The sequence below is a fragment of the Jiangella muralis genome (assembly GCF_001270745.1).
Lineage (GTDB): Bacteria > Actinomycetota > Actinomycetes > Jiangellales > Jiangellaceae > Jiangella > Jiangella muralis.
The window spans coordinates 21,745-46,816 of sequence record NZ_LFXL01000036.1 but is presented as its reverse complement, the minus strand read 5'-3'; the positions used below and the strand labels follow the sequence as shown (position 1 = coordinate 46,816).

Genomic DNA, 25,072 nt, shown 5'->3' with positions numbered 1-25,072 from the left:
CCGGCCCGCTACCGTAGAGCGCATGCTGGAGGAGCTTGACCACGAGGACGGCCACCACGCCGGTCCAGTGACGTCGGCCATCCAGCCCTTCAGCTACCTCGGAACACCGAACGCGACCCTGTATCGCGACGTGATGCGGACGTTCGCCCAGGCCAAGGCCAGATTCATCGTCCATCTGCGTCCCGAGGACGTGGCCGCCGAACTCCACCGCGACGGCGACGAACAGCTCACCGAGGCACTCGACAAGCTGGTCAGGTGGGGCAATCTTCGAGCCGATCCTGACACCAGCCGTGCCACCTCACCCGAGGACTTCCACCGCAAGCGGTTCCTGTACCAGCTCACCACGGCCGGGCACGCCGCGGAGGAGGCCATCGCGTTCTACGAGCAGGCCATCGGCCGTCGAGGTTCCTTGCAATCGGTGGCGCTGGAGGACATCGCCGAGCAGCTCGCGGCGTTGCTGGTGCTCGCGGAACAGCCCGAGCCCGATCCCGCCAAGACACACCGTCTGTTGTTGTCGCTGGCCGAGCGTTTCGCGTCGCTCGCCGACAACGCACAGGCGTTCATGGCGTCATTGCGGCGGGCCATCGACTTCTCCGACGGCGACGTCGAGGGCTTTCTCGCCTACAAGGAACGGCTGATCGACTACATCAACCGTTTCATCGCGGACCTCGCCAATTCCGGCGCCCGTATCGCGACGCTCCTCGCCGACCTGGAGTCCCACGACCACGACCGGCTGTTGCGGCTGGCGGCTCGGCGAGAAGCACTCGACTCCGTTCCCGACGGCCCGGACGGCACCGACGCCTACACCGACGCCGAGGTCGTCACGCTCGGCGCGTGGCACAACCGCTGGCGCGGGCTGCGCGACTGGTTCGTCTCCGCCGACACCGGCCACCCGTCACAGGCGCGGCTGCTGCGGCAGGCCGCCGTCACGGCGATCAAGCAGCTCATCGACACCGTCGGCCTGCTCAACGAGCGCCGCACGGGCCGCTCCGACCGTTCCGCCGACTTCCGCACGCTGGCGCGCTGGTTCGCCGAAGCACCCGACGACGCAGCCATGCACCGGCTGTGGCGCGCGGCGTTCGGCCTCTCGCCGGCCCGACACCTCAGTGTCACCGCGACCACGCTGGCCGAATGGGAGGAAGCGGAGCCGCCGGCATCCACGCCATGGTCACAAGCGCCACCGATCCGCATCTCACCACAGCTGCGCAGGACCGGCTCGTACGAGCGGCGCGGCCGGCCCCATCGGGTCGAGGATCGCTCGGCCGCGCGTGAGCTGCTCCGAAGACACGCCGAGCAGGAAGCGGCCGAGCTCGCCGCCGCCCGGCGCCGACTCGCCACCAACGGTCCGATCCGGCTGTCGCAGCTGGGCGAACTCGACACGCGGGCGTTCCGGCTCTTCCTCGGACTGCTCGGCGACGCGCTCGCGGCCCGGCTCCCCGGTGAGACCGAGGTCAAGACGACCACGTCCGACGGTTCGATGGAGGTGCGGCTGTCGCTGCTCCAGGACGACACCGACGGTGACACCGCCGTGATCATCCAGACCCAGGACGGCATCCTGCGTGGCCCGGAGCATCTCATCGAGATCACCGACCTGGCGGGTGCGACATGATCCTCGACGAAGAGACGGCCCAGCGGCGCGCCGCGCTGCGCGCCCTGCTCGTCAAGCCGCTGCTGACGGCTGAGCACGACGCGGACGCCTTGGTCACCGTCCGACGTCACCTGCCGTACCTACGCGAGTGGCTGGCCCGCGAGACCGGTTGGCGGCTCCAGGCCGATCCTGAGACCGCTCGGTTGTTCGTGACCACACCGACGACGACCGATTCCACCCGTCCGGCCCGCGGCCGGGCTGGTGAACCCTACGGGCGCCGACGCTACGTGCTGGTGTGCCTGGCGCTGGCCGTCCTCGAGCGTTCCGACGCCCAGACCACGCTCGGCACGCTGGCCGATCAGTTGCTCGACCTGGCAGCGGAACCGGAACTGGCCGCCACTGGCATCGAGTTCACCATGGACAACCGGGCTGAGCGGTCCGATCTGGTCGCGGTCGTACGCATGCTGCTCGACTGGGGCGTGCTCACCAAGGTGGCCGGTGACGAGGACGCTTACCTGTCGGTCACCGGTGACGTGCTGTACGACATCCAGCGGCAGGTGCTGGCCGCGCTCCTCACCGGCAGCCGCGGGCCGTCCACCGTCACCGCTGCGGCGTTCGAGCAACGGCTGACCGGGCTGACCGCCGAGCCGGTACCCGACACCGACGACCTCCGCAACCAGGCGCTCCGCCGGCGGCTGACCCGCCGGCTGCTGCTCGACCCGGTCGTCTACTACGACGACCTCGACCCCGCCGAGCTGGCGTACCTGACGTCCCAGCGGTCCGCCGTCACCCGGCGGATCCACGAGGCCACCGGACTCTGGCCGGAGATCCGCGCCGAGGGCATCGCCATGGTCGATCCCGACGACCAGCTGACCGACGTCCGTATGCCCGAGCAGCGCACCGACGGACACGTCACCCTGCTCGTCGCCGAGCATCTCGCCCGCCGGCAGGAAGCCACCGTCGACGAATTGCACGAGTTCATCCGCCGGATGGCCCGGCAGCACACGGCGTACTGGCGCAAGGGTGTGACGGAGCCGGGCGCAGAGCGACAACTGCTCGCCGTCGCGCTGGAGAGGCTGACCGCGCTGCGGCTGGTCGAGGCCGGCACCCGCACCGTTCGCAGCCTGCCCGCCATCGGCAGGTTCGCCATCGACGAGCCCACCATCCGCTCCGCTGAAGCGCTGGAGACATGATGACCGTGGCCACGGCGCCGCCGACGATGCTCCCTGTCCCGACGTCCCAGCGGTGGAAGCCGCTGCGGGCCGGCCTGGTGGACGTCTTCTACTACGACGTCGAGGAGTTCCACTTCCACGACGGCCGCTTGCTTCTGCGCGGCAACAACGGCACCGGCAAGTCGAAGGTGCTGGCGCTGATCCTGCCGTTCCTGCTGGACGGAGAGCTGTCACCGCACCGCGTGGAACCCGACGGAGACCGCCAGAAGCGGATGGAATGGAACCTGCTGCTCGGCGGGAAACATCCACATCCGGAACGCACTGGATACACCTGGATGGAGTTCGGCCGGGTAGGCGCCGACGGCGCACCCGAGTTCCTGACCATCGGCTGCGGCCTCAAGGCCGTCAAGGACCGCGGCATCGCCCGGCACTGGTACTTCGTCACCCCACAACGCGTCGGTGCGGATCTGGCGCTGGTCGGCGCCGGCCGGGTGCCCGTCACCCGCGAGCGGCTCCGCGACGCGGTCGAGGGACACGGCCTGGTCTACGACCGTGCCTCCGACTATCGCCGCGCGGTCGATGAGGCGCTTTTCGGCCTGGGCGAGCGGCGGTACGAGGCGCTGGTCAACCTGCTGATCCAGCTCCGTCAGCCGCAGCTGTCCAAGAAGCCTGATGAGAAGCGGTTGTCCGCGGCGCTCACCGAGGCGCTCCAGCCGGTCAGCCCGGCCCTGATCCGCACGGTCGCCGAGGCGTTCCGCGGGCTCGACGAAGAACGGCATGCCATCGACGGGTTGCGCGAGGCCGAGCAGGCCGCCACCGAGTTCCTGCGGCACTATCGGCGTTACGCGGAGCTGGCGGCCAAGCGCATGGCTCGCGGGCCGCGCGAGACGCACAGCCGTTACGAATGGCTGGGCCGCGACCTCGCGGAGGCCGAGCGACGCTACGCCGAGGCGCAGAGCGACCTGGACGCCGTGGAAGCCCTGCTGACCGAGCTCGCCGACACGAAGAGTCGGATGGAAGCCCGACGCGACGCTCTCCAGCAGAGTCCGGAGATGCGCGACGCCGAGCGGCTCCAGCATCTGGAGGCCGACGCCGGACGGTTGGAGACGTACGCCACGACGCTGGAAGCCGACCGTGACCGGCTCAGCGACGATCTCGGGCGCCGCCGGTCGGCCACCGAGCGGGCAGCCGGCCGGGAGCGACAAGCAGGCTCGACGTTCGGATTGGCCGACGCGGCAGCCGCGGAGGCCGCTGCGCGTGGACTGTGCGCGACCGAGCACCGGGACGTGGCCGCACGATGGGAGCTCGATCTCACGGCGGCCCGCCGCCAGACCGCCGCCCTGGCCGACCGGCACACGCGTGCCGTCGAAGAACTCGAACGGCTGCTGGCGGTCGTGATGGCAGAGGCGGAACGGCTCGGGCAGGCCCAGCGCGAGGTCGACCGGCTGACCGCCGAACTGCAGGCCGACGCTGACCGCATCGCCGGCGCCGAACAGGCCATCGACGACGAGACCAGCAACCTGTCCCGGCGGTACCGGGACTACCTGAACAGCGTGACCGAGCTCCACGTGGCCGGCACCGATGCGGTGCTGTCGCTGCTCGAGGCGTGGGCCGTCAACATCGACGGCGGCAACCCCGCGGCCGATGCGGTCGACGGCGCAATGCGGGCAGCGACCACTGAGCTCGGGCGCCGGGAAGCCGGGCTGGAGTCCGAACGCCAGGACCTCCGGACCGCCTTCCGTGAGACCACCGACGAGATCGAACGGCTCGAAGCCGGCGGCCACGACGCCCCGCCGACGTCGTACACCCGCGCTCCCGAAGCGCGGGAAGACCGGCCCGGCGCGCCGTTCTGGAAGACCGTCGACTTCGCCGGCAGTGTCCCGGACGAGCACCGGGCCGGTCTGGAGGCTGCGCTGGAGGCGGCCGGGATCCTCGACGCCTGGCTGTCCCCGGACGGAACGCTGCGGGACGCGGACGACACCGTCCTGGTCACCGCCGCCGACGGTTCCGCGACGGCGGCCGGCGCGGGGCGTGCGACCTGCCGGGCCGTGCTGCGTCCCGCCATCGACCGTGCTGACCAGCAGGCCGCGACGCTTGCGGACGATCTGGTCGATGCGGTCATCGGCCAGATAGGGCTGGGCGCCGACAACGGGCGCACCACCTGGGTCGCCGTCGACGGGCGCTGGGCCAACGGCGTGCTCGCCGGGTCCTGGCACAAGCCCGACGCAGTGTTCATCGGCGAGGGCGCCCGCGAGCAGGCACGACGCGCCCGGCTGGCGCGCCTGCGCGCTGAGCTGGTCACGCTCGAGTCCCGGCTGACGGAGTTGGACGCCGCACTCGAGGAGCTCATTGCCCGCCGTCAACGCCTCGATGAAGAACATCGCGCTCGCCCCGACGATCAGCTGCTGCGCGAGGCACACCTCAAGCTGGCCGGCGAGCATGAGCGTCAGCGCGACCACCAGAAGGCCCACGAGGCGGCGAAGCGGGTGGCCACCGAACGCGAGGCAGAGCTCGCCCTCGTCCGAGACCGGGCGTCGGAGTTCGCCGCGGACGTTGGCCTGCCGGTCGCCGCCGACGAGCTGGCGGCGGTCAGAACCGGCCTCGGCGAGTACCGCGTCGCGCTCGCCGGGCTGTGGCCGGCGGCCGAGGCCCTGCTCGAGGCACGCGAGGCGGCACGAGCTGCGGCAGAGGAACTGGAGCACACCGCCGAACGACACGAGGAGGCCACGGTCACCGCCGCCGAAGCCAGCGAACGCGCCTCAGCAGCGGCGGAGACCTTCCGAGTCCTCCATGAAACGGTCGGCGACGCGGTCGAGGAGTTGCGACGAAAGTTCCACACCGTGGCCGAGGAGCTACGCCGACGCGACGAGAAGGAGCGGGTCACCCGTCACGCCGCCAACGAAGCTCGGGACAACCGCGGACGAGCTGAAGGCGCCAGGGAGAAGCTGACCGAGGAGATCGCCGAGGCCGAGAACACCCGCGATGCCGCGGTCGAGGAGTTCCAGCACTTCGTCACGACCGGCCTGCTCCGCGTCGCACTGCCCGAGCTGGACGTGCCCGACGTCGACGAGCCATGGGCGGCGACCCCTGCCGTGCACGTGGCTCGGACCGTCAACGCGGCACTCGAGCAGACCGACGACGCCGACGGCCTCTGGGATCGCGTGCAGAAGCGTGTATCCGACGAGGAGAAGCTGCTGTCCGACGCCATGGCTCGGCATGGTCATTCCGTCGGGCACACGTTGCGCGCCGGCGTCATGGTGGTCGACGTCGTCTTCCAGGGCCGGCCCCGGGAGATTCCCGAGCTCACCACGGCACTGCAGACCGAGATCGGCGACCGCTCCCAGCTACTGTCCGCACGCGAGCGGGAGATCCTGGAGAACCACCTGCTCAATGAGGTCGCCGGCACCCTGCATGAACTCATCGCCGCTGCTGAGGACGAAGTCCGGACGATGAACGACGAGCTCGCCGCGCGGCCGACCTCCACCGGGATGCGGCTGCGGCTGCTCTGGCGGACGGCGCGCGACGCACCAGAGGGATTGGACCGCGTCCGCGCCAAGCTCCGGCAGACCGTCGACGCCTGGGCCGAGGCCGACCGCGCCGCCGTCGGCGAGTTCCTCCAGCGGCAGATCGCCCGCGAACACGCCGAGAACCCCGCGGTCGGCTGGTACGACCAGCTCACGACAGCGCTGGACTACCGCACGTGGCACGAGTTCACCATCCAGCGGTATCAGGACGGCCAATGGCGGCCGGCCACCGGGCCGGCGTCGGGCGGAGAGCGCGCGCTGGCGGCGTCGGTGCCCCTGTTCGCCGCCGCGTCCGCGCACTACAAATCCGCGGCCAACCCGCACGCACCGCGCCTGGTGGCACTCGACGAAGCCTTCGCCGGCGTCGACGACGACTCCCGCGCCAAATGCCTCGGGCTGCTCGCCACGTTCGACATGGACGTCGTGATGACCAGCGAACGCGAATGGGGCTGCTACCCCGAGGTGCCCGGTCTGGCCATCAGCCACCTGGCGCGCCGCGACGGCATCGACGCCGTGCTCGTCACGTCCTGGCGATGGGACGGGCGCGAGCGGCGCCGAGTGGATCGTCTGGTTCCGTCCCTGCCGCCGGCCGAGCCGTCGCCGCGATCCGGCGACACCGGGCAGGCGGACCTGTTCGGCGCGGACTGAGGCGGTTCGGTCTCGTGGAACAACTGTCGGGGGCTGATCGACTACGCCGTCTGCTCGGCGGGCCGCACACAGCGTGGCTGGTCGAACGGATGCGGCGCCGGCTGGAGCTGGGCAAACCGCTGAGCGGGGCCGTGACGCTGGTCAGCGCTTCGGCAGAGCAGCGCCGCGCCGTCGAACTGCTCCTGGGCCGGCGGCCGAACAGCGGTGCGTCGCTCAACGTGTCCCTGGACGAGCTGGATCGGACGTTGCGCGCATCCGGAGCCGCTCCGGACGGCCTGGCCGTCGCTGTCGAGCAGCTGGCCGGTCCCGTCCGGGACCGATCGGCGGAGGCCGCGAGCGTCGCTGCCGCCTGGGACTCGGCCTTCCGCGAGCTCGACACCGCGGTGGCGGACCGCCCCGACCTGGCGGACTGGCGATCCTGGCTCGACACGACCGGCGTGGTCCGGCGGCTGGTCGCCGACCCGGCGGCGGCTCGGCCCGTCCTCGACGCGGTGGCGCGGGTGGTCCGGCGGCTGCCGTCGACGGGCGTACCTCTCGGACGACTCGCAGCCGAAGCATGCGGCGACGCCCACGCGCTCGACGAGGGGAGACCGGTCGCGACGCTGGCCTTGTCGGCCGCTCGGGCCTTGGCCGGTAGGTCCGTGGGCAGTTCAGTTGCGGGCAGTTCCCTTGCCGGCGCTTCGCCGCCCGCCGGTCGTCGCGCCGCCTGGGCAGCGGTCGGCGTCCACCTCGACGAACTCTCGTCCACGGTGCTATGCCTCGGCATTCCCGGCAACGTGCGGAGCCCCGTTGGCCGGATGCTGGCTGCGACGCAAGATGCCGGCGAACCGTGCGTACTGACCCTGCGCCAGTTGCGCCGCCACGACGGTCCGATCCTGACCAGCGGACGGGTCGTGCGGCTGTGTGAGAATCCGGTCGTCGTGGCGGCAGCAGCAGAGGAGCTCGGCGCCTCGTGCCCACCGCTCGTCTGCGTCAACGGCCGGCCGTCGGCAGCCGTGTGGCGGCTGCTCGACTTGCTGACGTCGGACGGGGCCGGGTTCGCCTACCACGGCGACTTCGACTGGGGCGGCGTGGCCATTGCGATCGCGGTGTACGAGCGGTTCGGCTTTGCGCCGTGGCGATACGACGCCGCCGACTACGAGACAGCCATGGGGTCGGCACCGCTCACCGGGATCCCGGTGTCGACGCCGTGGGATCCGTCGCTGCGCACGTCCATGGTGCGCCGCGGCGCGCGCATCGAGGAAGAGCTCGTCCTCGACGACCTGCTCCGAGACCTCGCGACCTGAGAGCGGCGGCTGCACGACGCCACCGGCCGATGCGTTGCACCGTGATCTGCGTCGACGCCGCGACGTTCGCTCCATCTCGTCGGCGTGCCGCTCCCGCTCGACGCAGGTGTGGAGCAGACCCGCGATCGCGGCGCGCAGCTCACCACGGTCGGCCGACCCTGCCAATGCCACGCCTGACCTCCTGCACCGGCACGGCCGACGAAACCGGGCTCTACCCGACTGACCACCGCGTTCGTCAACATCGGCCGTCACGTTCACGTGACGCGCGGGTCGAGTGGCCGCTACTCCAGCAGCTGCCGGATGTCGTCGACGCCGAGGCGGTCGCCGAACGCGTTGCCGTCGTCCATCACACTTGCGGCCAGCTTCGCCTTGCGGTCCTTGAGCGCCATGACCTTCTGCTCGATGGTGTCGGCGGCGATCAGCCGGTACACCATGACGTTGCGGGTCTGGCCGATGCGGTGGGTGCGGTCGACGGCCTGCGCCTCGGTGGCCGGGTTCCACCAGGGGTCGAGGATGAAGCAGTAGTCGGCCTCGATGAGGTTGAGCCCGAACCCGCCGGCCTTGAGGCTGATCAGGAAGACCGGTGCCGTGCCTTCCTTGAACCGGCTGATCACCTGCTCGCGGCGCCGCGTGGCCCCGTCGAGGTAGCAGTACTCGATGCCCGCCGCCTCGAGCCGCTCGCGCACCAGGCCGAGGAACCCGGTGAACTGGCTGAACACCAACGCCCGGTGCCCGCCGTCGATGACGTCGCCGAGCTGCTCGATCAGCAGGTCGATCTTGGCGCTGGCCAGCCCGCCGTGCGCGTCGTCGACCAGGCCGGCGTGCAGGCTGAGCTGCCGCAACAGGGTGAGCGAACGCAGGATCGTGAACCGGTTCTTGTCGACGTCGTCGAGCAGGCCGAGGACCCGCTGCCGCTCGCGCTGCAGGTACTTGTCGTAGACCTTGCGGTGCTTCGGATGCAGGTCGACCTCGAGCACCTGCTCCTGCTTGGCCGGGAGGTCCGCGGCCACCTGCTCCTTCGTGCGGCGCAGCACCAGCGGTTTGATGCGACGGCGGAACTGAGCCAGCCGCTCGGCGTCGCCCTGCCGCTCGATCGGCTTGCCGTAGTACTCCTCGAACCGCCCCGGATGCGGGAACAGGCCGGGTGCTGCGATGGACAGCTGCGACCACAGTTCCATCAGGTTGTTCTCGACCGGCGTGCCAGTGACGGCCAGCTTCAGCGGCGCCGGCAGCCGCCGCGCCGCCTGGTACGTCTTCGACTGGTGGTTCTTCACGTGCTGCGCTTCGTCGAGCACCAGCCCCGACCACGTGACCTGCGCATACGCGTCGGCGTCGAGCCGCAGCAGCGTGTACGTGGTGACGACGACGTCGGCGCCGGCCACGACGTCCTCGATCGGCCGGCAGCGACGTTTGAGGGTGTCGGTGACCGGCACGACGGTGAGCCCGGGCGCGAAGCGGGCCGCCTCGGTCACCCAGTTCGACACCACACTCGTCGGCGCGACGACGAGGAACGGCGGCAGGTGCGGGTCGGCCTGCTTGGCGTGGCAGAACAGCGCCAGCGTCTGCAGCGTCTTCCCCAGCCCCATGTCGTCGGCCAGGATGCCGCCGAGCCCGTTCTCCCAGAGGAACGTCAGCCAGCGGTAGCCGTCGAGCTGGTACGGACGCAGCTGTGCCTGCAGGGTGCCGGGCGGGACGGCGGTGTCGTCGAGGTCGCCGAGCGCCAGGAGTCCCTGGACCTGACGCTGCCAGCTGTCGGCCTGGTGGGTGACGACGCCTAGTGCCGCCAGCTCTTCCCAGAGTCCGGCCTGGAAGCGGCTGATCCGGGTGCCGTCGCCGGACCCGGCACCGTCGCCGAGCGCCCGCGCCTCGTCCATCAGCCGGCGCAGCGACTGCAGCTCGGGCTTCTCCAGCGAGAAGTACCCGCCGTCCGCCAGCAGCAGATACGGCTCGTCGCGCGCCAGCGCCGTGAACACGTCGGTGAACGGGACGTCGTGCCCGTCGGCGGTGATGCTGACGCCGAGGTCGAACCAGTCGGTCTCGCCCTGCGCGGCCTCCGCGGACACGCCGATGACCAGCGAGTCGCCGACCTCCCGATAGTCGGCCGGGTCGCCCGTCACTTCGACCTCGACGTCGTCGAGGTCGCGCAGCCGGGGCAGCGCCTCGGTGCTGAACCGCATGGTCTCGAGCCCGTCGAACCGGTGGCTGGTGTCGGGCGCGCCGGACCGCGGACCGAACCCGTTGAACCCGTCGTCGAGGAGGCCCGCGAGCACGGCACGTTCGGCGGCGGGGTCGCGGAACCCGTCGTCCGCGTCAGTGCTGTCCTGCTGGCCCAGCGCCAGCCGGTGGTCCGTGTCGCCGACCTGATAGCGCCATTGCCAGTTCAGCTGCAGCCCGTGGTCGTCGCCGTACTCCGCGTAGGCGACGAGCGTCGGGCCCGACACCTCCGGTGGGACGAATGACCCGTCGGACGAGACGACCGCCGCCAGCCGCTGCAGCCGCGGGACGTACTCGTCGCGGAACCGGTGACCGTCGGCCGCGGGCACCGTCAGCCGGCCCTCGTCGAGCGTCAGCTGCTGCAACTGCCGCCCGGCCGGACGCTCGAGCTTGGCGAGGCCGAACCGCCAGCTCTGCGGGTTCGCGCCGCGCTCGACCTCGGCACGCCGCACGTAGACCACACCATGACCGTCGGCGCCGATGAAGCGGACCGGCATCACCTCACCGTCCACCCCGTCGACGGTGAGGACCGGCACCACCACCAGCTCGCCGGACGCGTCGTCGCTGGTGACGTCGAGTGACAGCCGCGCCGAGCCGTAGCCGTTGACGTCGCCGGGGCTCTTCTTGCCGTACACCAGCCGGAGGCCCAACGCGGCGGCCTCGTCGAGCAGCGGCCACAACTGACTGGACTCGAACGCCGTCAGGTCGAGGTACTTGTCGTCGCGGCCGTAGGACGTGTAGTAGCTGGTGTCGGCCCGTCCGGCCTCATAGAGCAGGAAGAACTGACGCAGCCAGCGCAGCTGCTCGGCCGGGCCGCCGACCAGCTCGGCCCGCTGCCGCAACCGGTTCCAGCTCAGGTCGCCGGCCACCCAGCCGCCCCGCCCCGGTCGCACCAGCCGGGCCATCAGCCGAGGCTGCGTGCCGGGCGCGTCCTGCCACCGGCCGGTCGACCGCGGCTTGCTGGACAGCGTCAACTCGACGGCGATCTCCCGCGGCGCCTGTTCGCCGCGCCAGCCGCCGTCGCCGCCGAGGAGTGAGTCGAGCGAACGCTCCCAGTCCGCCGTCGGGTCCTGCGGAGCAGGCCCGTCGGAGTCGCCGCCGCTGAGCGCCGTCATCACCAGCGCGACAACGTGCTTGCAGTCGAACCCGACGGGGCAGCTGCACCGGCCCTCGACGAATGCATAGCTGCCCGGGCCGGTCGGCGTGAGGATGGCGACCGTCGAGTACGGGCTGCGCGCGCTCCCGATGACGTTGCCGGTGACGATGCTTTCGTTCGGTCCCCACGCCAGGTCGACCACGGCGCCGTGCTGCGCGTACATGAGGCCGCGCACGAACGTGGACGGGTCCACCACCTTCAGCAGACCCGCGTCGTCGTTCGCTTGGATTCCCGGCCACATGACGACCACGCTAACCGTCGGAACTGACAACATCGGGCGGCGGAGGCGGCGCGCCGTTCAGTAGTAAGTCCAGGTGCCGCCTGATCAGCTGTTCCTCGCAAGCTGACCGTCCTTGACGTAAGGGTGGGGCGCTTGGACGGCGGCGATCGTGAAGTCGATCTCGCGCCCCCACCGCAGCGGCAGGGTGGGGGTACGGGGCACGCCGTAGGCACGGAACGCCGCCGTGGGCCAAGCGTGCCCCGCAGTGCCGCGACCAGCGCGCCAGCCAACGGATCCAGCGCAGAAGCGCGTGTCACTGAATGCGGGCGCGAGGGCCGGGGCTTCACACGTCCAGCGGTGCCCGATGGTCCGAGCGTGTCGGAGGCACCGCTGGGAGTCATGACTCTGGCGTGCCGTCAGGCGCCAAGCGGCTGAACCCGAGGTACGGGACCAGCTTCGGCGGCATCGTCACCGATCCATCGGCCTGCTGGTGCTGTTCCAGGATGGCGGCAAGAGTTCGGCCGATCGGGAGCCCGGAGCCGTTCAGGGTCGCCACAGGTGTGCGTTTGCCGTGCTCGTCACGCATCCGGATGCTGGCGCGCCGGGCCTGGAACGTGCCGCAGTCGGAGCAGGAGGAGATCTCGCGGTACTGCTGCTGACTGGGCAGCCAGACCTCGATGTCGTAGGTGATCTGCGCCGTGAAGGCCATGTCACCGGCAGCGAGCGCGACGACGCGGTAGGCGAGGTCGAGCTCTCGAAGGCAGGCCTCGGCGTGACCGAGCATCAGCTCGAGCTGCGACCGTGAGTCCTCCGGCCGGCACAGGCGCACGAGCTCGACCTTGGTGAACTGATGGAGCCGCAGAATGCCACGGGTGTCCTTGCCGTAGGAGCCGGCTTCTGACCGGAAGCACGGTGTCCACGCCGTGTAGGCGAGCGGCAGGTCGGCGCCGTCGAGGATCTCGTCGGCATGGAGATTGACCAGCGGCACTTCGGCGGTGGGGATCAGGTAGAGATCGCGCGACGCGGTGCCGGTCTTGAACAGGTCTTCCTCGAACTTGGGCAGCTGCCCACTGCGGGTCATCGTCTCCTGGCTGACCAGATATGGCAACGAGTACTCCAGATACCCGTGCTCGGCGTGCAGGTCGAGGAGGAATGCGGCCAGCGCGCGTTCCAATCTCGCGCCAACCCCGACCGCAATCGAGAACCGCGCGCCGGACAGCTTCGCCGCCCGGCGCAGGTCCAGGATGCCCATGGCCTCGCCGAGATCGACATGGTCCCGCGGCTCGAAAGCCGGCGAGGGCGGACTACCCACCCTGCGAACCTCGACGGCGAAGTCCTCGGAGTCACCGTCGGGTGCGTCGTCGGACGGCAGGTTGGGAATCTCCATGAGCATCTCGTGAAGTGCCGAGTCGAGCCGCTGCTGGTCCTCCTCCAGGCGGCGGATCTGCTCCTTGAGCTCGCGGGCGTTCTCCTTCAGCCCGGTGGTGTCCTGCCCGGACCTCGCCGCGCCCTGCACCTGCTGAGCTACCTGCTTGGACTCGCTCCGCCGAGCCTCGGCCTCCCGGACTGCGCCGTTTCTGCACGACAGGAGTTCCTCCAGCCGTTGCAGGTCGAGCGGGTAACCACGGCGAGCAAGACGCTTAACCGCGTCTTCGCCCAGCTGTAGCAGCGTTCGTGCGTCGTGCATTGTGACGTACTCCTGCCTCCAAAATCGGGGTGTGGACCGTGACGCGCCACGGCCGGGCCAAGAGCTGACCCGTGGCGCTGAGGCTCACCGGTCACGCGATACGTGAGGCAACGGGCCGACCGGCTCGACGCACTCGCCGAGCAGTGCTCTGACGTCGCGAACATGCGGACCTCTTCCGCGCGGAAGAGGTCCGCTTCGACCAGCTCGATCTCAGGTGTCGATGCGGGCGACCCTACGCCCCACCTTGAGATACAGCTCGGCACCATCCAATGCACCGATCTCGCTGACGACTGCGCCGAACGTCTGCTGAACAGAATCCTCCGTCAGTGGCGTCGGTTGTTGGCCTCCGTTCGATTCGCGGATCAAGCGGAGGCCCTTCTGCTGGGCAATACGTCGCACTGCGGAGATGCTGGGAGCGAAATCCAAGGTGCGGCTGACCAACACCCCAAGGGTGTCGTTGGCGTGGTCCTTCAAGGAGACGACGGGGAGGTTCTGAGTGCCTCCGAAGGAGCGCTTGGAGAAGCGCGCCGTGAACTCCGCGCGAGCAGCGGCGGCAGCGTCGAGACCATGGAGGGTGGCCACCACCTCACCGGCCAGGATCCGCTTGACCGCCATCGGGTGCGCGGTGCCGGCTTCCAGCAGCTTGGTGACAACTCCGATCTCGTCATCCGTCCATTCGGTGAGCAGCTGGAAGTAAGGCTCGGTCAGATGATCGGGGATGGACATCAGCCGGCCGTAGACCTCGTCTGGGGAGGCCGTCAGGCCCACGTAGTTGCCCTTGCTCTTGCTCATCTTGGCGCCCGTGCCGTCGGTGCCCTCGATGAGCGGGGTGGTGATGACGACCTCGGGAGCCTGGTCAGAGATCTCCATGACCTTGCGGCACATCTGGAGATTCAGGAGCTGGTCCACGCCGCCGAGTTCTACGTCGGCATCTATAGCCACTGAGTCCCACGCCATGACGACGGAGTAGACGAACTCGGCCACGGACAGCCCATGACCCTCGGCGAGCCGGGTGCGGAAGTCCTCGCGCTGGAGTGACATGGAGACCGGCACCCGCGCGAGGACCCCGACGAGCTCCGGCAGCGTGACCTTGTTCAGCCACTCGCCGTTGAAGCGCAGGTCGGCGCGCTCGAAGTCGATGAACGGTGTGACTTGTTGCTGGTAACCGCGCAGGTTGCGGGCGATGTCCTCGTCGGTGAGGGCCGGTCGCTCTGACGAGCGACCGGACGGATCGCCGATCTTGGCCGTGACGTCGCCGATGATGAACACCACGTGGTGGCCCATCCGCTGGAACCTGCTGGCGATGATGATCGGCACCGCGTGGCCGAGGTGGACGTCGGGCGAGGTCGGGTCGATGCCGTACTTGACGACGAACGGACGTCCAGCGGCCTGCGCGGCTTCGATCTTCTCGGCGAGCACCGCAGCCGAGGGGATCAGGTGATTCGCGCGACCCTCGACCAGCGCAGCCTGCTCGCGGGGCGAGAGGTCGGAGAGGTCCAAGGAGCGCCTGGCTGTCGTCTCGCCGAGGAGTTGCGCGACCGTATAGTCCGCACCGAGGTCCGCTCCCTCGAGGAGGTGCATGACACGGGTGACAGACTCACTCAAACGGCTCATGACGCCTATACGCTCCAAGGGTATGGACAACTGGCCTGACCAGCAGGGATTGGGACGGCGATTTTATCATCGCCGCCTTGCGTGCATCGCCGGGTTTGATCATGGATGAGCCCGTAGCCGAATGCGCGTGCGGGGACGTGCCAGGAGATGCGTACGAGCCGCTCACCGGGCATCTCCGTACACGCGGGCGTATTGCTCCAGAATCACCTGGTGCTCCTGAGTCCTGTAGTCGAGGAACTCATGGTCCAAGGCGCCGGATCTGGAGCCCAGCCGTTCAACCGCATTCTCCAACGCCACCAGGAATCTCTCCCCGAAGAGGTTGGGATGCCCCTGCGACCAGTCGAACCACTCGGGTTCCTCAACGAGTCCTTTGTGCTGTTCGTACTGTTCGGACAGGTGCCCCGTGCGAGAGCAGACCGGAAGGAGGTTCAGGTCGAAGGCCAGCTCCAGTTGCCCAGAGTGGCTGCCCCAGAGGTAAGGGAGTAGCAGCGCGTCCGTAGCCAGGCCGGCTCGCACCACCTCCTCGTCCGTGGGATACGGGCGCATGGTCAGTCGGATCCGGGGATCGCGTCGGGCCATGTCCAGCAGCAGCGGAGCCCGCCCGCCGTCGGCGAAGTCGGCAGGACTGAACGCGCGCAGAAGGACGTGGAGGGTGCTGTCGGGATCAGTGATCCCCAAACTCCAGTTGGCCATGGTGGACAGGTGGTCCCGGCTGGCCCGCGAAGCCCCGAACATGAGGTACCGGGACGAGCTGCTCGACTCGCGCTCCACACCAGCCAGCGTTTCCGGGGCGGCCACGTATCCGTGCGGAATGACCGCTGCGTCGGGGCGCTCGCCGAGGACCGCGGTCAGGTGGGTTACGGAGCCTTCGGTGAGACAGACCCAGCTGACCCCGGCCGTGTGGAGCATCCGCAGGCGCGCGGTGAAATCTTCGCCGTTGCCGACCATGTGCCGCGTATCGTGGGCCGTGAAGACCACGGAGACGCCGCTGTCGAGGCACGTGTCGAGCAGGCGCTCCAGGGTGGCAAGGGACTCGAAGTCGATGTGGTGCAGGTGTAGGACATCGAGCCACGTGAGAGGGCGGTGTTCGAGGAGCCAGGCCGCGTCGACGGCTGCAGGCACCGTGTCGCCGCTCGGAATCTTGCTCGCGTTCAGGATGCGAAACTCATCGCTCTGCAGCTTCCACGCATACGGAGTACGCGCAGGCAGATGGACGACGCGCAGGCCAGAGACATGAGAAATCACCGTCACCGTTGTTCCCCCTTCGACACATCCGCACCGACGAGGAACAGGGTCGTCCGCCGATGGACCGGCGGGGGCATGCTCTCTATGTGCACGGGAACTCCTCGCTTACTTCGGCCAGTGGGAGAACAGCGAGATCAGCCGCTCGACCACGTGCTCGCGCACGGTGTCCCATTCAGGGCCCCCGGCGCGGCGCGCGGTCGAAGCCCGGTCGTAGTCCCGCCCGTCGACCTCTGGCAGACAGGCGTACATCTGCAGCAGCGTCGAGCCGTCGTTGGTAGGCGCGCTGTCGGTGTCCGCCTCGAGGCGGGCACGGATGTCCTCGGCGCGCATGGACGCGTCGATCCCGGAGCCGGGGATGCTCTTACTCATTTTCGGGAGGCCTCCGAGGCCCGGGATCATCTTCGTGTAGATGCCCGACATGCGCTCCGCGGGCAGGCCCCAGCGATCCGCTCCGCGCCGGGCGAGGGCGACGTACTTGTGCTCGTCGACCCCGAGGGAGACCAGCACGTGGCGCCCTTCGCGGAGGAGATGGACGAAGTCCGCGGCCATGAGCAGGGTGGCCTGCTTCATCCCGTAGTTGAGGTGGTCGAAGACTCCGTGCTTGCGGTAGAGCCCGGCGAGGTCTTCCTCCGCCCACTGGAAGTCGACGTCGTCCAGATGACGTGCGAGTAGGAACGCTGTAGCCAGGACGTCGGTCTCGCCCTCCTGCCTGCGCAGCACGCCGCGCTGGGCGTCGAACCCGAGGCACAGCACGAACTCCTCGTACTGGTCGGCGAGTTTCCGCACGGACTCCAGGGGCGTACGGCGTGCGTTGTAGGAATCGAGATCGCCCAGCACGATCTGGACGTCGAGCCCGCCCTGCTGCAGTTTGATCGCGCGCAGCAGTTGGAAGAGCGTGCCGGCGTGGGGCACGCCCCCGAGTCCGACGCCGGTGGTGACGATCGTCGGCCGCCCGGCTGCGATCGCCTCCGCGAATCGACGCGCGCCCGTGTGGCACACCCACTTCGTGTGAAGGTCGTCGGGGCTCATTCCCGCAAGGGCGAAGTCGATCGTGCCGAGCCCCAAATGTTCATAGCGGTGCTGGTCGATGACCTTCTTGTAGTAGTGGTGTCGAACTTCATGCGGTTCCTTCCAGCGGTGTCTGCTCACGGAGGGCGAAGGCCCGGCGGACCAGCGGCTCGAAGCCGGTGACCGGCAGGTCGCCGAGTACCGCGTTGCGAGGGGCTGCGACGCTGCCGAGGTCGGCGGTGACCGTCCCGTCGGCGAGGACCCAGACGCGGAATGGGTACGGATCCTCTGGGAGTCGCGTCGGCTGGGCATAGATCGTCACTCCGTTGACTTCGCCACGTACTTCCTCAACGGCTCGTACGAAATCGTCCCGCTCGAAGCCGTAGATCTCCGCTTTTCGCGTGCTCGCACGGCCGATGGGGCGGTACTGAGAGATCAGCCAGTACTCGACCTCAGTTCGTTCGGTCACTCTGGCGATCAGCTGAGCGAGGCCCGGCAGATCCTTCACCGAGGCGGCCGTGGTGAAGGTGTTGAACGCAAGCCGACGTCGGTCGCTCGCGAGGAACTCGACGTTGGACACGAAGCGTTCGAAGTAGCCCTGTCCGCGGAACCAGTCTGCCGTCTCAGAGCTTGGTCCATCGACCGCCAGGGAGTAGACCGTCACGTGATCGCGAAGATCGGCATAGCGATCGCTCAGAAGCAGGCCGTTGGTGTGGAGATTCGTCTCGAAACCGACTTCGGTGGCATGCCGGAGGGCAACCTCCAGATGATTGTCGTACGGCATGACGGGGTCGCCGCCAGTGAAGACGCACCGATAGGCCTCTGACTCGGAACGGACTCGGTCGACCACACGGCGGACCGTGTCCGCATCAGTGCTCACCCGGTTGCGCTCGCGATAGCAGAAGCGGCAAACGCCCGGCGAGTTGTTGGTCGCCTTCAGGTCCCAGGCGTTGCAGTCGGTGTTGAGGACCAGATGGACGATCGCGAGTTCGTCGTGCGTCAGCATGGGGTCGTCTCCTTGCCGCCGGAGCTGACCAGAAGGGGTGTCCGAGCGACCGGTTCCAGGAGCGAGCGGAGCTTGTCCGGGCCGCCGCCCGTGAGACGTACGAACTGCTGCAGCGTGTCCAGACCCGCGCCTGCGTCAATGATCGTGAGTGCCAGGTCGATGCCGGATTGGATGCTGGACACCACGTTGGACATCAGCATGAGCAGGGCGGCGTTCAGGGCCACCGCGTTCTGCGCCTGGCTGGTGTCCTGGCCCGCTAGCACCCGTATGGCGGCAGCAACGTTCTGCCGTGGGTCATCGTGCTGGGTAACGGACATCAGGTCCTGCGGCATCGAAGCCGCGCTTTGGCGCAACTCGTCGTCGAACGTCAGGTCCTCATGGCCGTGGCTGATTCGGCAGGCCCGCACCGTACATCCGGGGATCAGTTCGTCGACTTGCACCGCCGCGCCAGCACTGGAGTTGACGACTGTCACGTCCGGTAGACCGAGTTTGGAGAGCAACCGAGCGGACGTGTGAACCGCGGGATGCGCCAGGCCGTACACGTAGGCGTGGCAGGTGACCGGGCTGAGCAGAGCGGGGAACGCGAGGCTCAGGGCGTGCACGGCCTGGAACCTGCCTCCGTAGCGACGGTTGAACTCGGGTACGCGGTGCTCGATGGAGAAGAACCCGAAGCCGATCTCTGCCGTGATGTCGACCATCTCGTGGTGCGGCACCATGTCGCTCGCCGCTCCCACCCGGTCGACGAAGTCGCGGGAGCCGGTCTTCGAGGACGCACTACGCGATCCGAGTTTCGCGATGTGTGCACCACCAGTGGCCGCCACCAGCGCCGCGGCGGTACTGAGGTTGATCGTCTTGAAGGTCTTCTTCCCGCTGCCCGTGTAGCCGACGAATCGCACACCCTCTGGTGGCTTGTGGAAGTCCCAACTGTTGCTGTCCAGGGCTATCGCGGCTCGGACCGCGGCCTCGACCTCCTCGAGTCTCGGTCCTCGCAGGAGCAGGCCCGTCAGGACGCTCCCCAGCATGACGTCTCGCGTGTGGCCTTCCGGCAACGAGAGGATCCGCGTGATTCCGTCGTGGACGTCCTGTGGCGGGATCGCGGCCGGCGAGTTGATCTCGTGGGCCAGCAGCGGCGTTGTGACCGTCACGCATTGGCTCCTTCCATCAGGTGTGGGATGTGAGCAGAACCTTGAAGGGGCGGTGGCGGTTGTTCATGGCCGCCAGTCCCTGTGGCAATTCGCTGAGGGGGAATCGGTCCCGTGTCATCAAGGCGGCCCAGTCGCCGCCCTCCGCGACGAGGTCGATGGCGTCTCGGAAGTCGTCATGGCCGGCCGCGCGGCAGTATGAGAACGAGCCCCGCAGGGTGATCGAGCGACGGAAGACGTCCCGCAGGGGTACCGAGAGAACAACGCTTGGGGCGTAGGCGTTCTGGACGAGAATCGTGCCGCCGTCACGGACGGCTTTCAGCGCCCGGCGTATAGGGGCCTCGCTGTGACCAGATGCGGCGTCCACGACGACGTCGCACGCCGGCAGCTCGGCAGAGTGGAGAGCGATGCGCGGGTCGAGAACGCGCCGCAGTTGATACAACCGCGAGGGCTCTCTGACGATCATGTGGACGTCCCACCCAACTCTCGTCGCGCAGATCGCCGTGCACGCCGCAACCACGCCGCCCCCGATGACGCCGAGTCGCCCCAGAGGCGCTGAGAGCCCACAGCGGACTCCGTGCAGCGCCACTGCCATCGGATCGGCGAGGACTCCGTACGCGGGATCGTGCAGTTGGGGAAGGGGGATGACGCTGCCGCGGGGAACTCTCACGTGATCGGCGAGACCTCCGGGAAGGTCCCACCCGATACGCCGGAGCTGCGGGCAAAGGTGAACATTGCCGCGCTTGCAGTCGTCACATGAGCGGCAGGAGACCAGAGCATCGATTGCGACCCAAGCTCCTGTGTCCGTGTCGATGCCGACGATTTCGTGCCCGATGTACCACGGTTCCGGCAGCGGCCCGCGCCATGGAGACGCGAGTTTCGCGACGTCGCTCCCACATAGTCCTGCGTAGCGAGTCGCGATGATCGTCGAGTCGACCATCGGCGACGGGCTGGTCGGGGCGGGCAGTTGGCAAAGGACTCCGTTACTAACCGCCCACGCGTACGGGTCCCTCATCGCGTCCTCAAGGCGCTGAGGAGCGCGGGAAGGGCTTCCACGTCGAGTAAGGGGCTGCCGAACCAGGCGACACCCTCGCCAAACGCGAGCCTGCTCTGGCCGCCCCGCCGTACCACGCGCATCGCGCACATCCCGGCCCGCATCGCACCCGCTAGCTCGTTACCGCCGCCGTCGCCGCAATTGAGGGCTTGGTCCGCAGCGACATCGAGTTCTCGGAGGGTGGCGTCAAAGAGCAGCGGATCGGGCTTCACAGCGCCAGCGATGCTGCTGAACACAGCTGCATCGAAATGTCCTACGAGAGCGCTCCGGCCCCAGGCCTCGGCGATGTCCGGGGCGGCGTCGCTGAGGATGGCCAGCCGGATCCCGTCGGACTTCAGCCGCACCAATGCTTGAAGCACCGTTGTATCGGCCTGCAGGCGGGCGTCGGCGAGGCCGGCTAGGAGCATCTCCAGCTCACCCGCACATTCGGCCGAGGCGTTGCAGCGCATGGTGAGGTGAGCCGCGACCTCCGCGGAGGACGTCAGTCGCCCACCGTGCCGTGCCTGCCAGATTTCAAGCAGAGCCGACTCCGCGACCGTTGGTGATATTCGTAGGATCTCGGCCATCCGTGCAGCAGCAGTACTCCGCTCGCTCGCGCTCGGGGCTGCGACGAGTGTGCCGAAGAGATCGAGTATGACCGCGGTCGGATATGACAGGGGAGCAGCAGAGTTCCGCTGAAGCGCCCTCGTCATTGACGTGCCCTTGGCTGCCGCGTGTTCATCAAGAACACCCACCGGGACAGACGACGATCAGATCGGGTGCAGCATCGTGGCCGCCCGCCGTCGTCCTCGCCGCGGTAGCCGTCGCGATCTGCGCCCGGGCAGGTCGGGGCGCCGCGGAGGCCGTGCAGACAGACGGTGTGGCTCCGACCGAGCGCACACCAGATGCCGCAATGAGCGGTCCACGCCCTGTCCGCCTGCGGTCGCGTGGCATCGTCGAGCCTTTCGTTCGAGAGGCACGAGTCGGGCGCGATCGAAGCCATCACACGCCCGAGCCGTCCCCCTGCGTCGTTGGAGTCGGCGGGCCACCGGGCGGCAAGGGGTCACCGGCGGCCCGCCTCGAACCTCGACCAGTTCGTGATTCGATCGTGCCGTCCACCGGGCGCGGGAAGAGTAGCCACAAGGGTGGCCAAACTAGTGGCCAGCGCCGGCTGGAGGCGGTGACCGTCGTGGAGGTGACGGGGCTGCCCGGACCGCATCGCCGCGACGCTTCGACCGTCCGGCGCCGCGTACGACTGCCTGGCGATTGCCCTCGGTCAGATGGGGCTCGCCGGACCTCCGAGTCCTAGTCGTAGAGAGGAGGCTCGGCCTTCACTGCGCACCTCGTGCGCTCGAGAGCTCGGCCTCGCGCCGTAGCCACTCGTAGAGCCACGATCGTTGCGCCAACTCTGACTCGAAGCGAGGCAGGAACGTCGTCACCACACTCGAATCCTTGCTCCCCAACAGGAGTTGCCGCACCTCGCCGAGCTGCTGCGTCACGAGGAAAGAGCTGCGCTGTCGCGTCGCGTCCAACGCCTGGTCGACAACGGCGCACGCCTCGTCCGCGTCTCCCTTGGCAATGAGCGTCCGGGCAAGAGTCAGCTGCGCAAACGCACGACTCCGAGTGCGGTCAGGTGTTCGGAGCTGCAGAATCCGCTCAGCCTGTGCTCGTGCGGCGCGCATGTCACGCAACCGCAGGAACGAACGCGCGGCCTCACTCGCGAGCGAACCCTCATCGAAGCGACTCACCCACGGCGAGAGCTCCTCCTCTTCCTCTGTGCTGAGAGCGTCTTCTGCCTGCCGCAGCAGCTGGGTCGCGTGTGCGGCCTCGCCGATTTCGGCATGAGCGCGTGCTTGCATGGCGAGCAATCGCGCAGCCAGCTCAGGCTGCCGCGGGCCGGCGGCGAGCAGGTCGTGTCCATCCCGAGCCAGCTGAACGGCCTGAGCATGCTGGCCAACATGGCGGGCGTGGTGGCTCAGGCTGGCCAGGACATGAGCGCTCAGCTGCCGGTCGCCGCTCACCCGCGCAAGATTGCGCGCAAGCGACAGATGGCGGCGTGTGGCGCTGTCTCGACCGGCATCGTGAGCCATCCAGGCTGCCATCTCGGTCAGCGCGGCCGCGGCGGTGAAGACCGCTCGACCGTCATCTCCGCCATCGGCGTCGAAGAGCCGTCGCGCGACATCAGTCTGGAGGTAACGGATCACGCTCGGGTAGAGGTGTCCACCGCCGACGTTCCGGTCCGCGGCACGGAACAACTCCATGGTCGAGATAATCGCTTCGCTGGGCGCCATCCCGTCAGTGGGGGCGAGTTCCCTCATCGAGTCGTCAGCAGCGAAGCCGCTGCGTAGCTGCGACCGTCCTGGGCTTCCGGCGCTCGCCAGATCCTTGACATCGACGTCGAACACCGCGGCGAGATGCGTCAACCAAAACCGTGGACTACGCCGCCCATTCTCCCAGCGCGACACGTCGTTCCTGGTGAGCGTCGGCGTCCCGGCGGCTGCATTGAGGAAATCGGCAAGCTGACCTTGCGACCAGCCACGTTCCGTGCGCAGGCCGCGTACGACCTGCCCTACGGCCGCGGCGTCCATAAGGAGAACAACCCTACGGCCCCACTCGTCATACCGTCATCAGGCATCGCAAGCCCACCTTGGACGCCGGCGGGAAGTCCGGTCGTACCACCCGATCATTCGTAGCGTCGTAAGGCGCGAGGACGGCCGCGCAACGCGGTGATCACCGCACGGTGATCGCCACGCTCCGACATCGGCGCGTAACGAACCAAGTGGACATTTGATCCGATATGTCACATTGGTCCGTTCTCTTCCCCGGAGGAGTTGCGGTGCATCGGTCAGTCATCGTTCGGAGGTTGCTCTCTCTCGCCGTCGCGGCAGCTCTCGCCGCACCCGTCCTGGCGGCGCCCAGCGCGCCGCCGGTCAGCGCGGCACCGCCCCCCGCCCGTACTCGATCTGGAGACGCTCGACGGCGTCACGGCCGAGCGCATGCTGGAGTCCGGCGAGCTCACGTCCGTCCAGCTCGTGCAGGCATATCTGGAGCGCATCGAGGCGCTCAACAAGCGCGGCCCCGGCCTGAACGCCGTCACTCAGATCAACCCCGCCGTCATGGCGGAAGCGCGACGGGCCGACGAACTGCGCGCCCAGGGCGTCGTGCTCGGCCCGGCACACGGCCTGCCCGTGCTGCTCAAGGACCTCATCGACGTGAAGGGTATGTACACGTCGAACGGCAACTACTCGCTGCGTAACTCGTACCCCGAGGACGACGCCGGCATCGTGAAGAAGCTGCGCGAGAACGGCGTCGTCATTCTCGGCAAGGTGGGCCTGTCGGAGTGGGCGAACAGCTTCGGCAGCCAACCGTCGGGCTTCGGCAACCTCACCGGCCAGGTGCTCAACGCCAACGACGCCGACCAGAACCCGAGCGGGTCGTCGTCGGGCACCGGAGCCGCCGGCGCCGCAGCGCTGTCCGTGCTCACCGTCGGCACCGAGACCTCCGGCTCGATCATCAGCCCGTCGGGCGCGCAGAGCCTGGTCGGCATCCGGCCGACGGTCGGCATCGTGCCCGCCTACGGCATCGGCCCGATCTCGTCGTCGCAGGACACCGCCGGGCCGATGGATCGCACCGTCGCCAACGCGGCGATGAACCTTCAGTCGATGGTCGGCCGCGACCCGAAGAACGAGGCCGGCTACGCCGCCGTCTTCGGGCCGAACTGGCGGGCTCGATGCCGTCGCCGGCTGCGAACCGCCGAGGAGATAGCTGAACCGAACGCCTCGAGAACTGAGGCTGTCAGCTCGCCATGCGTTCGTGGACTCGCGCAATCGTCGATTCGGCGATATCGAGAGTGCCGGCGAGGTCAGCGAGATAGGCATCGTGAACAGCCCCGGCGTCGAGGCCGCATTCGTCCACGACTCGACGGAGTCGTTGCGCCTGAGCACGGGTCGCCGCGCTCGTGCACAGAGGATGGCTCAGAACGTCGCGGGCAGCGTAGCCGTCACTGACCGCGTGCCGGATCAGCCCGACGGCGACCGGCTCGATCGCAGCGTGACCGCCATCGAACGCATCTATCAGCGTCAGGCCCAGCCTGGTCCGGAACACGACGAGTCCATCCTCGGCATCTTCCAATTCGCTATAGGCCGTCAGCGCCGTGCTCGCGGCACCAATCTGGTCATCCGCGGCCATCAGCAGGGCGAGACAGGCAGTGACGGCGTTCTCCCATGCCTCGCCTGGCTGGGTGGCGTCGATGACCATGCGAGCGTCGCGGCGACGGCCGGCTCTGGCATGAGCGACGACGGTGATCTGCCGACCGTCGAGCATGCGTTTCCCGACACCGCTGTACTCGCTGAGCCGGCGGCTGGCCTCGTCCCATCGATCCGCGCTGGCGAGAGCATGGGCGCCTGTGCCGAGCAGCACCGTCCACAGCCACGAACGCACACCGGCATATGAGCCAGGCCGATCCGTGAGCTGGGCCGAGGGAACTGTCAGACCGTCGATCACCATGTCGGTCCGGGTGTCGATCGACC

16 protein-coding genes and 1 pseudogene are annotated in these 25,072 nt (G+C 68.7%); 6 read left to right on the top strand and 11 right to left on the bottom strand.

Features of this window, described 5'->3' with window-relative positions:
- Positions 1–22: 22 nt before the first annotated feature.
- The 4 genes from ACW62_RS26280 to ACW62_RS26265 all read left to right on the top strand — a co-directional run bounded on the left by ACW62_RS26280 (position 23) and on the right by ACW62_RS26265 (position 8,218).
- Complete coding sequence (locus ACW62_RS26280; protein ID WP_157574991.1) at positions 23–1,609, top strand: TIGR02677 family protein; 1,587 nt, start codon at positions 23–25, stop codon at positions 1,607–1,609.
- The gene (locus ACW62_RS26275) at positions 1,606–2,781 is read left to right on the top strand and encodes a TIGR02678 family protein (RefSeq protein ID WP_053207079.1); all 1,176 of its coding nucleotides are present in this window, start codon (positions 1,606–1,608) and stop codon (positions 2,779–2,781) included. The genes ACW62_RS26280 and ACW62_RS26275 overlap by 4 nt, the downstream gene beginning before the upstream one ends.
- On the top strand, positions 2,781–6,932 hold the full coding sequence (locus tag ACW62_RS26270; RefSeq protein WP_053207133.1) for a TIGR02680 family protein: 4,152 nt from the start codon (positions 2,781–2,783) through the stop codon (positions 6,930–6,932). The genes ACW62_RS26275 and ACW62_RS26270 overlap by 1 nt, the downstream gene beginning before the upstream one ends.
- A gap of 89 nt (positions 6,933–7,021) precedes the next feature.
- Complete coding sequence (locus tag ACW62_RS26265; protein ID WP_205629620.1) at positions 7,022–8,218, top strand: TIGR02679 family protein; 1,197 nt, start codon at positions 7,022–7,024, stop codon at positions 8,216–8,218.
- A gap of 281 nt (positions 8,219–8,499) precedes the next feature.
- Here ACW62_RS26265 and ACW62_RS26260 read toward each other — a convergent pair whose 3' ends face one another.
- The 11 genes and pseudogenes from ACW62_RS26260 to ACW62_RS26210 all read right to left on the bottom strand — a co-directional run bounded on the left by ACW62_RS26260 (position 8,500) and on the right by ACW62_RS26210 (position 23,131).
- On the bottom strand, positions 8,500–11,829 hold the full coding sequence (locus ACW62_RS26260; protein ID WP_053207131.1) for a DEAD/DEAH box helicase: 3,330 nt from the start codon (positions 11,827–11,829) through the stop codon (positions 8,500–8,502).
- Positions 11,830–12,205: 376 nt separating this feature from the next.
- Entirely contained in the window at positions 12,206–13,495 is a 1,290-nt protein-coding gene (gene serS, locus ACW62_RS26255; protein ID WP_053207078.1) for a serine--tRNA ligase, read from the bottom strand.
- A gap of 210 nt (positions 13,496–13,705) precedes the next feature.
- Positions 13,706–15,109, bottom strand: coding sequence for a tyrosine--tRNA ligase (gene tyrS, locus ACW62_RS26250; RefSeq protein WP_053207077.1), 1,404 nt, complete (start codon positions 15,107–15,109; stop codon positions 13,706–13,708).
- Between the two features lie 162 nt (positions 15,110–15,271).
- Positions 15,272–16,360 (bottom strand): hypothetical protein, encoded by a 1,089-nt coding sequence (locus ACW62_RS26245; RefSeq protein ID WP_205629618.1) that lies wholly within the window; start codon positions 16,358–16,360, stop codon positions 15,272–15,274.
- A gap of 99 nt (positions 16,361–16,459) precedes the next feature.
- Positions 16,460–17,503, bottom strand: coding sequence for a nucleotidyl transferase family protein (locus tag ACW62_RS26240; protein WP_169792129.1), 1,044 nt, complete (start codon positions 17,501–17,503; stop codon positions 16,460–16,462).
- The gene (locus ACW62_RS26235) at positions 17,472–18,368 is read right to left on the bottom strand and encodes a radical SAM protein (protein ID WP_053207075.1); all 897 of its coding nucleotides are present in this window, start codon (positions 18,366–18,368) and stop codon (positions 17,472–17,474) included. The genes ACW62_RS26240 and ACW62_RS26235 overlap by 32 nt, the downstream gene beginning before the upstream one ends.
- On the bottom strand, positions 18,362–19,513 hold the full coding sequence (locus ACW62_RS26230; RefSeq protein ID WP_053207074.1) for a hypothetical protein: 1,152 nt from the start codon (positions 19,511–19,513) through the stop codon (positions 18,362–18,364). Before ACW62_RS26230 ends, ACW62_RS26235 begins: the two co-directional genes overlap by 7 nt.
- A 16-nt stretch (positions 19,514–19,529) precedes the next feature.
- The gene (locus ACW62_RS35975; RefSeq protein ID WP_240477424.1) at positions 19,530–19,976 is read right to left on the bottom strand and encodes an MDR/zinc-dependent alcohol dehydrogenase-like family protein; all 447 of its coding nucleotides are present in this window, start codon (positions 19,974–19,976) and stop codon (positions 19,530–19,532) included.
- Between the two features lie 177 nt (positions 19,977–20,153).
- Positions 20,154–20,450, bottom strand: a pseudogene (locus ACW62_RS36635) (alcohol dehydrogenase catalytic domain-containing protein); the annotation flags it as partial.
- A 71-nt stretch (positions 20,451–20,521) separates the two neighbouring features.
- Positions 20,522–21,256, bottom strand: coding sequence for an HAD family hydrolase (locus tag ACW62_RS26215; protein ID WP_083460191.1), 735 nt, complete (start codon positions 21,254–21,256; stop codon positions 20,522–20,524).
- Positions 21,257–21,874: 618 nt separating this feature from the next.
- Positions 21,875–23,131 (bottom strand): helix-turn-helix domain-containing protein, encoded by a 1,257-nt coding sequence (locus tag ACW62_RS26210; protein WP_083460190.1) that lies wholly within the window; start codon positions 23,129–23,131, stop codon positions 21,875–21,877.
- 408 nt (positions 23,132–23,539) lie between these two features.
- On the opposite strand from ACW62_RS26210, the gene ACW62_RS33435 reads away from it, so the two are divergent.
- Entirely contained in the window at positions 23,540–24,550 is a 1,011-nt protein-coding gene (locus ACW62_RS33435; protein ID WP_083460189.1) for an amidase family protein, read from the top strand.
- The gene (locus tag ACW62_RS33430) at positions 24,513–24,995 is read left to right on the top strand and encodes a hypothetical protein (protein WP_157574989.1); all 483 of its coding nucleotides are present in this window, start codon (positions 24,513–24,515) and stop codon (positions 24,993–24,995) included. Before ACW62_RS33435 ends, ACW62_RS33430 begins: the two co-directional genes overlap by 38 nt.
- The last annotated feature ends 77 nt before the right edge of the window (positions 24,996–25,072 follow it).